This is a genomic window from Rhodopseudomonas sp. P2A-2r, from assembly GCF_026015985.1.
Taxonomy (GTDB): Bacteria; Pseudomonadota; Alphaproteobacteria; order Rhizobiales; family Xanthobacteraceae; genus Tardiphaga.
In genome coordinates this window covers 1,197,477-1,205,000 of the sequence record NZ_CP110389.1, presented here as the reverse complement: position 1 = coordinate 1,205,000, position 7,524 = coordinate 1,197,477, and the positions used below count along the sequence as shown (strand labels likewise).

General features: G+C 61.9%; 2 protein-coding genes, 2 tRNA genes and 1 rRNA gene. 2 read left to right on the top strand and 3 right to left on the bottom strand.

Annotated elements, in window-relative coordinates:
- Nucleotides 1-93: 93 nt before the first annotated feature.
- The 3 genes from ONR75_RS05670 to ONR75_RS05660 form a co-directional block, all read right to left on the bottom strand.
- Nucleotides 94-169 (bottom strand) — tRNA-Ala (locus ONR75_RS05670).
- 75 nt (nt 170-244) lie between these two features.
- Nucleotides 245-321, bottom strand: a tRNA-Ile gene (locus ONR75_RS05665).
- 197 nt (nt 322-518) lie between these two features.
- A 16S ribosomal RNA gene (locus ONR75_RS05660) occupies nt 519-2,005 on the bottom strand.
- 851 nt (nt 2,006-2,856) lie between these two features.
- On the opposite strand from ONR75_RS05660, the gene ONR75_RS05655 reads away from it, so the two are divergent.
- A complete protein-coding gene (locus tag ONR75_RS05655; RefSeq protein WP_265081757.1) occupies nt 2,857-4,911 on the top strand; it encodes a LysM peptidoglycan-binding domain-containing M23 family metallopeptidase in 2,055 nt (684 codons plus the stop codon).
- Between the two features lie 168 nt (nt 4,912-5,079).
- Nucleotides 5,080-7,512 carry a hypothetical protein gene (locus tag ONR75_RS05650; RefSeq protein WP_265081756.1) on the top strand — a complete coding sequence of 811 codons (2,433 nt, stop codon included), beginning with the start codon at nt 5,080-5,082 and terminating at the stop codon, nt 7,510-7,512.
- Nucleotides 7,513-7,524 lie beyond the last annotated feature (12 nt).

Genomic DNA, 7,524 nt, shown 5'->3' with positions numbered 1-7,524 from the left:
CAGCTGCTGCCCGATGGCGCATGCTGTGAACACACTGGATGAAGAAAGTTGAATGGTCAGAAAGATCTCATCGCCATCCATCAGAAAAGTTTCTGGTGGAGGCAGACGGGATCGAACCGACGACCTCATGCTTGCAAAGCACGCGCTCTCCCAGCTGAGCTATGCCCCCGTTCCAGAAGAACTCGGCTTGAACAGTGATTGGTCGATCGTTCGTCTTCGCCAGCTCGCTTGCGCAAGCAAAGGCTGGTGGGCCTGGGAAGACTTGAACTTCCGACCTCACGCTTATCAAGCGCGCGCTCTAACCAACTGAGCTACAAGCCCTAACTACAAAGGGCTGCCCAGCGTATCCCGGCTTGCACCAGGAACGTCACAAGCACGCCCCAGCGTGTGTTCGTCCGCGAAGAAAGAGAAACGAAGACGGCGGTGTCCCGCCAATGCAGCCTAACGATCCGAAAACCGTTGGCCACTGATGTTTCAAAAGAGGATCGATAGTGCAAGCACTGAAGATCCATCCTTAGAAAGGAGGTGATCCAGCCGCAGGTTCCCCTACGGCTACCTTGTTACGACTTCACCCCAGTCGCTGACCCTACCGTGGTCAGCTGCCCCCTTGCGGTTAGCGCACTGCCTTCAGGTAGAACCAACTCCCATGGTGTGACGGGCGGTGTGTACAAGGCCCGGGAACGTATTCACCGTGGCATGCTGATCCACGATTACTAGCGATTCCAACTTCATGGGCTCGAGTTGCAGAGCCCAATCCGAACTGAGACGGCTTTTTGAGATTTGCGAGGGGTTGCCCCTTAGCGTCCCATTGTCACCGCCATTGTAGCACGTGTGTAGCCCAGCCCGTAAGGGCCATGAGGACTTGACGTCATCCCCACCTTCCTCGCGGCTTATCACCGGCAGTCTCCCTAGAGTGCTCAACTAAATGGTAGCAACTAAGGACGGGGGTTGCGCTCGTTGCGGGACTTAACCCAACATCTCACGACACGAGCTGACGACAGCCATGCAGCACCTGTGCTCCAGGCTCCGAAGAGAAGGTCACATCTCTGCGACCGGTCCTGGACATGTCAAGGGCTGGTAAGGTTCTGCGCGTTGCGTCGAATTAAACCACATGCTCCACCGCTTGTGCGGGCCCCCGTCAATTCCTTTGAGTTTTAATCTTGCGACCGTACTCCCCAGGCGGAATGCTTAAAGCGTTAGCTGCGCCACTAGTGAGTAAACCCACTAACGGCTGGCATTCATCGTTTACGGCGTGGACTACCAGGGTATCTAATCCTGTTTGCTCCCCACGCTTTCGTGCCTCAGCGTCAGTAATGGGCCAGTGAGCCGCCTTCGCCACTGGTGTTCTTGCGAATATCTACGAATTTCACCTCTACACTCGCAGTTCCACTCACCTCTCCCATACTCAAGACTTCCAGTATCAAAGGCAGTTCTGGAGTTGAGCTCCAGGATTTCACCTCTGACTTAGAAACCCGCCTACGCACCCTTTACGCCCAGTGATTCCGAGCAACGCTAGCCCCCTTCGTATTACCGCGGCTGCTGGCACGAAGTTAGCCGGGGCTTATTCTTGCGGTACCGTCATTATCTTCCCGCACAAAAGAGCTTTACAACCCTAGGGCCTTCATCACTCACGCGGCATGGCTGGATCAGGCTTGCGCCCATTGTCCAATATTCCCCACTGCTGCCTCCCGTAGGAGTTTGGGCCGTGTCTCAGTCCCAATGTGGCTGATCATCCTCTCAGACCAGCTACTGATCGTCGCCTTGGTGCGCTTTTACCACACCAACTAGCTAATCAGACGCGGGCCAATCTCTCGGCGATAAATCTTTCCCCGTAAGGGCTTATCCGGTATTAGCACAAGTTTCCCTGTGTTGTTCCGAACCAAGAGGTATGTTCCCACGCGTTACTCACCCGTCTGCCACTGACATATTGCTATGCCCGTTCGACTTGCATGTGTTAAGCCTGCCGCCAGCGTTCGCTCTGAGCCAGGATCAAACTCTCAAGTTGGACTTGAACTTTGAACCGGCTGATCACATCGTATTGACGAGGTCCCACCATACTTGGTCAATCAAACCGAAGCCTGACCAACCTGCCGTCCGCGCTTCACAGCGCAAACAACGATGGTGTAACCTTTGTATCAAAACGTGTACCGCCGAAGTCTTTCGTCCGGCCTCAATCCAAAATCACAAGCTTGCGCCGAATGACTAGAGATCAAGACCCGCAAGGACTCCGCCGTCCACGTTTCTCTTTCTTCATCTAAACTTGTCAAACAACCCGATGTCGCAAAACATCGCCCTCCCCTTAAGGGAGAAAATTCGTCAGGCACTTCTACTTAAAGAAGACCGGCTACTCATCCGACGACAAATCAACCGACACCTATCGGCTGCTAAGTCACTCACCTTAATGAGAGCATCAGAGACACGGAAGCTTGCCTGGACCCGTGGGCCCCGGCGCCGCCGCGCTCAGTGGCCGGTTTATAGGCCCTCCAACTCGGATCTGTCAACGCCAATCGTCAGGAAAATGTCATCTCCCGCGCGCGCCAAAAAGCTGAGGTATTACAGGGGCTAGCCATCTATCAGCCACAATGCTGCGGCGTTCTGGCGGGAAGTTGTTCGGAAAAATTCGGTCGCCGGGTCAGGCGATCCGGATTTCATGGAACGAAAGCGACCGTCGCAACTTGGCGGCTGCTTTTGTCCCCCGAACAAGATGCAGCAAGCGGCTTTGCGGCATTGACGTCTTGCACCGGGGCCAGCATTTTGGCGCACGCTGTTAGGATGCGGTGACGTTTGCGATGTCGATGCGACGCGGCCGGGGAAATCCCGTCGTATTGTGGTGATGAACGTTCGGGGGATTTCGGTTTGAATTACGCGACGTCACGCGGCGGCAACTATGGACGCGAGTCTGGGGTCATCGATCTCGGACACGAGCCGCCGCTTTCCGTCGATGGCTCCGAAGCCGCGGTGATCGATCGCCGCCGTGTTTCGGTCCAGTGGTTCAGCGGCACGATTCTCACGGGTCTTTGCGGCGCAGCTCTCATCGGCGGCGCCGTTTTCGCATCGCTCGACGGCGAGATGACATTTGCCAAGGTGCCCGAACGCGTCGAAGGCGCGCTGCGCGGCGCCTTCAGCGCCAACGACAAGATGGCCAGCCTGCACAAGAGCGACCGCCTGCCGCCGCCAAGCGAATCTTCCGCCGCGCGCCAGGTGGTCCGCGTCTCCACCGTGACCCGCGTCGGCAATCGCGACGTGATGCGCGTGCGGCCGTTCATCCGGATCTCCGGCAACCTGTCGATGGCAACCAGCGATCTCAGTGCGAAGGTGCCGCCCTTCAATGCCCAGCGCATGCTGACCGACGTCGGCATCACCGCGCCCGCCGCCACCGAAGACGCCCAGAACCCCGACGCCATCGAACCCGACGCCGAAGTATCCTTCGTCACCCGCGATCTCGCGCCGGTGTTGCCGAAGGCCAAGATCGCCGCCTCGGTGGCGATCGACGAAGTCCTGATGCGGGTCCGCGACGCTTCGAACTGGCGCGGCAATTCAGGCGTCCGCTACACGCTGGCCAGCGCCACCGGCGAGGTCGGCCGCCAGCCCGACATGAAGATGTCCTACGCCGCCGAGGGCACCACGTCGGATCCCTATGCCGGCTTCGAGACCCGCGTGGTCCCGGAAAACGTCACCCAGCTTCCGAAAACCAAGGACCAGGCGACCGGCGGCAATCCCAGCGGCGAACGCATTCATGTGGTCAAGAAGGGCGACTCGGTCGCCACCATCCTGCGCGACCAGGGCGCCTCGCCGGAAGAGATCAAGGCCATCACCTACACGCTCGGCGCGCGCGGTCGCGACGGCGGATTGAAGGAAGGCCAGAAACTGCGGATCCTGATGGCGCCGTCGGCGCCCGGCCAGCGGCTGCAGCCCTACCGCGTGATCGTCGCCAACGACTCCACCATCGAAGCGGTCGCCGCTTTGTCCGACCTCGGCAAATACGTCGCGGTCGACGTTTCCAGCATGAACACCGTGGCCGACGCGCCCGCCGCCGAGAGCGACGACGACGAGGATGACGGCACCGGCGTGCGGCTCTACCAGAGCATTTACGAGACCGCGCTGCGCAACAAGGTGCCGGCCACCGTCATCGAGGACATGATCAAGATCTACTCCTACGACGTCGACTTCCAGCGCAAGGTGCAGCCCGGCGACTCGTTCGACGTGTTCTTCGCCGGCGAGGACGAAGGCGCCACCATCACCGAAAAGACCGAGGTGCTGTTCGCCTCGCTCACGGTGGGCGGCGAGACCAAGAAATACTACCGCTTCCAGACCCCCGACGATTCGATCGTCGATTACTATGACGAGACCGGGAAGAGCGCGAAGAAGTTCCTGGTGCGCAAGCCCGTCAACAACGCCATCATGCGCTCCGGCTTCGGCAGCCGCCGCCATCCCATCCTCGGCTATGTGAAGATGCATACCGGCGTCGACTGGGCGACGCCCTATGGCACCCCGATCTTCGCCTCCGGCAACGGCGTGATCGAGGTCGCCGGCTGGGAAGGCGGCTACGGCAAGTTCATCAAGATCAAGCACAACAACGGCTACGAGACCGCCTACGGCCACATGTCGGCCTTCGCCAAGGGCATGGAGCCCGGCAAGCGGGTCCGCCAGGGCCAGGTGATTGGCTTCGTCGGCTCCACCGGCGCATCCACCGGCGCCCATGTGCATTACGAAATCCTGGTCAACGGCCGCTTCGTCGACCCGATGCGCGTGAAACTGCCGCGCGGCCGCTCGCTGGAGGGCCCGCTGATGGCCAGCTTCGAGAAGGTGCGCGACGGGCTGGACGTGCAGATGAACATGCGCGGCAACGGCGCGCGGGTCTCCGACGCCGCCCTGCCCAGCTCACCGGTGCGGCAGGTCAGCAACCGGTAGGTTCCCGCTTCGCTTCGCCCCATCGGGGAGAGGTAAAGGCGGGCAACCGCGGGCTCCCGATACCCCGTGGAATGCGGCATCGGGTCAATCAGATCTTAGGAGATTTTTGGCAGTTTCGGCGGCAGCCGCGCGTCAGCGTATGGTCACGGTTCACGTGAGGACAGCGCCTTGCCGACATCATTTGCGGCTCAACGCCGCTACTGCATCGCCATCTTCGTGCTGGCCGCGGCGACGCTGTCGTACCAGGTGCTGATCACCCGCTTCTTCAGCGTGATGCTGTACTACCACTTCGCCTTCGCGGCGATTTCCTTCGCCATGCTCGGGCTGACCCGCGGCGCCATCGCGGTCTACGGCGATGCGGCGCGCTATGCGCCGGAGCGGGTCGCGCAGGAATTCGCGCGCCACGCGGCGTATTTCGCCATCTCAAGCGTCGCCGCCATGACCGTGTTTCTCTGCGTGCCGCTGGCGGTGCCCGAGCCCTACGTCGCCGTGGCGCTGACCGTCATCACCTTCGCCTTCGTCATCCCGTTCACCGAAAGCGGCGTCTGCATCACGCTGCTGCTGACCCGCCTGCCCTATGCCGGCGGCTGGCTCTATGCGGCCGACCTGTCGGGCGCCGCGCTGGGCTGCCTCGGCCTGATCTTCGTGCTGCTGCTGATCGACCCGGTCAGCGCCACGTTCTGGATCGGCGCCTTTGCCGCCGCCGCCGGCTGGATGGTGACGCGGCACAGCGGCGACCGCAAAAGCCTGCGCCTGAGCGGCGCAGTGGCGCTGACGCTGGCGGCCATTGCCACGCTGCATACCGGGCTCGCCATCTCCGGCAAGAGCCATCTCGGCGTATTCTGGGCCAAGGGCGCCGAACAGACCGGCACCCTGTTTGAGCGCTGGAACACCTATTCCCGCGTCCGCGTCACGGCGATGGGCGAAAGCACGCCGCAGGGCTGGGGCTTCGCGCATCCCCCGCAGGCCAGGATCGACCAGAACCATCTCGACATCGACGCCGATGCCGCCACCGTCATCACGAAGTTCGACGGCGATCTCACCAAGCTGTCCTATCTGCAGGACGACGTCGTCAACGCTGCCTATCTGCTGCAGAAGCCGAACGACGTCGCCGTGGTCGGCGTCGGCGGCGGTCGCGACATTCTCTCGGGCCTGTATTTCGGCGCGAAGACCATCCGTGGCATCGAGATCAATCCGGCGATCTTCGAAGTGCTCACCGACAAGTTCGCCGACTTTTCCGGTCATCTCGACCGCCAGCCCGGCGTCAAGCTCGTCAATGCCGAAGCGCGCAGCTACATCAACCATTCGCCGGAACGCTTCGACCTGGTACAGATCTCGCTGATCGACACCTGGGCGGCCACCGCCGCCGGCGGCCTGACGCTGACCGAAAACCGCCTCTACACAGTCGAGGCCTGGGGCAATTTCTACCGGGCGCTCAATCCCGGCGGGATGCTGTCGGTGTCGCGCTGGTACGATCCGAAAGACCACCGCAGCGAATTCTACCGCCTGGTGGCGATCGCCGCCGCCGCCCTGCAGAACAAGGGCGTGCCCGCCGCCGAACTGGCGCAGCACGTGGTGGCGCTGAACGTCGACAACATCGTCACGGTGATCAGCCGGCCCGACGCCTTCACCGCCGCGCAGTGGGAGGCCGCCAAGAGCCGCGTGCTGGCGCAGGGTTTCAAGATCCTGCTAGGACCCGACGTGTCGTTCGACGGCGTCACCACGACGCTGATGTCCGGCAAGGCCGACGCCGCCTGGTTCAACGCGCGAGCAGAGAACATCGCACCATCCACCGACGACAGCCCGTTCTTCTTCTACACCGCCCGGCTCGGCACTTTCTTCGCCAAACCGTCGCGGGCGCTGACCAATAACAATTCTGCGGTCAGCATCACCCTGTCGCTGGTGCTGGTGGCGGGGCTCGCCTGCATCTATTACATCGTCATTCCCTTCACCCGCCTCGCGCGGGCCATGCCGCTGGCGACGCTGACGCCGCCGGTGATCTATTTCAGCGGCATCGGCATGGGCTTCATGCTGATCGAAATCTCGCAGATGCAGCGGCTGATGGTGTTCCTCGGCCATCCCGTCTACGGGCTCGGCGTGGTGCTGGTCTCGATCCTGATCTTCAGCGGGCTCGGCAGCATCACCGTGGGCGCACGGCCGCCCAGGCCCGGCGCCGTGGTCGCCCGCATCGTTGCACTGCTGGCCATGCTTGTGATGGCCGGGCTGCTGACGCCCGTGGTGACCAGCTGGGCACGCACCGAGGCCACGGACATGCGTATCCTGATCTCGGTGCTGCTGCTGGCGCCGCCGGCGTTCTTCATGGGCATGATGTTCCCGCTGGGCCTGAGCATCTGGCGCCGCCACGACAGACTGCTGCCGTTCTTCTGGAGCGCCAACGGCATCACCTCGATGCTGGCCTCGGCGCTCGGCGTCGCTCTGTCCATCGAGTTCGGCATCGCGCGGACCTTCGGGCTCGGCGTATGCTTTTATGTGCTTTGCGCGGTGATGATGATGGTGGGCTGGCAGGCGGTGGCAGCACGCACGGACACGCGGGAGCCGGGCGCAGGCGTACCGGCGGTACCCGCGCCGAAGGCGATGTAGGGCACACTGGCC